This window comes from Bacteroides sp. HMSC067B03 (genome assembly GCF_001811315.1).
In the GTDB taxonomy this organism is placed as follows: Bacteria; Bacteroidota; Bacteroidia; order Bacteroidales; family Bacteroidaceae; genus Bacteroides; species Bacteroides faecis.
The window spans coordinates 1-453 of sequence record NZ_KV804455.1 but is presented as its reverse complement, the minus strand read 5'-3'; the positions used below and the strand labels follow the sequence as shown (position 1 = coordinate 453).

General features: G+C 46.6%; 1 pseudogene. It reads left to right on the top strand.

Annotated elements, in window-relative coordinates:
• Window positions 1-248: 248 nt before the first annotated feature.
• A pseudogene (locus HMPREF2794_RS22700) lies at window positions 249-431 on the top strand (conjugative transposon protein TraN); the annotation flags it as partial.
• Window positions 432-453: the final 22 nt, after the last annotated feature.

Below are 453 nucleotides of genomic sequence, written 5' to 3'. Positions count from 1 at the left end.
GATACCAAAAAGAAAAAGTCAAGACTGCATTTTCTCGCTACTCTCTTCCTGCGTTCCGCTAAAGAAAAAGAACTCGCTAACGCTCAAACAGCTTTTTCTTTTTAACGCTGCACTTCGGTCGTTCGCTTTACGCTGCGAAAATGAGGTCGGATTTCATGCGGATAGTAGATTTTTGTATGGGAGGAAGTGGCTGGAGGATATGATAATTAGCAATAATAATTAGAACAATAATTAAAAAGAAAGGACAAATGAAAAAGATTTTTGGATGGGTCGCCCTGCTTATGGGCATGGTGACGGGTGCGAACGCACAAGTGAATGATACGATACAGCGGGCTGCGGGCAACGACCTGTATCAGGGGATTACACGGAAGCTACCCTACCGGCAGATGGTTACGCCCCACGGGGTGCAGGTGACGTTCGCCAAGACGGTGTGCGCCCATAAGGGTGAGTAAT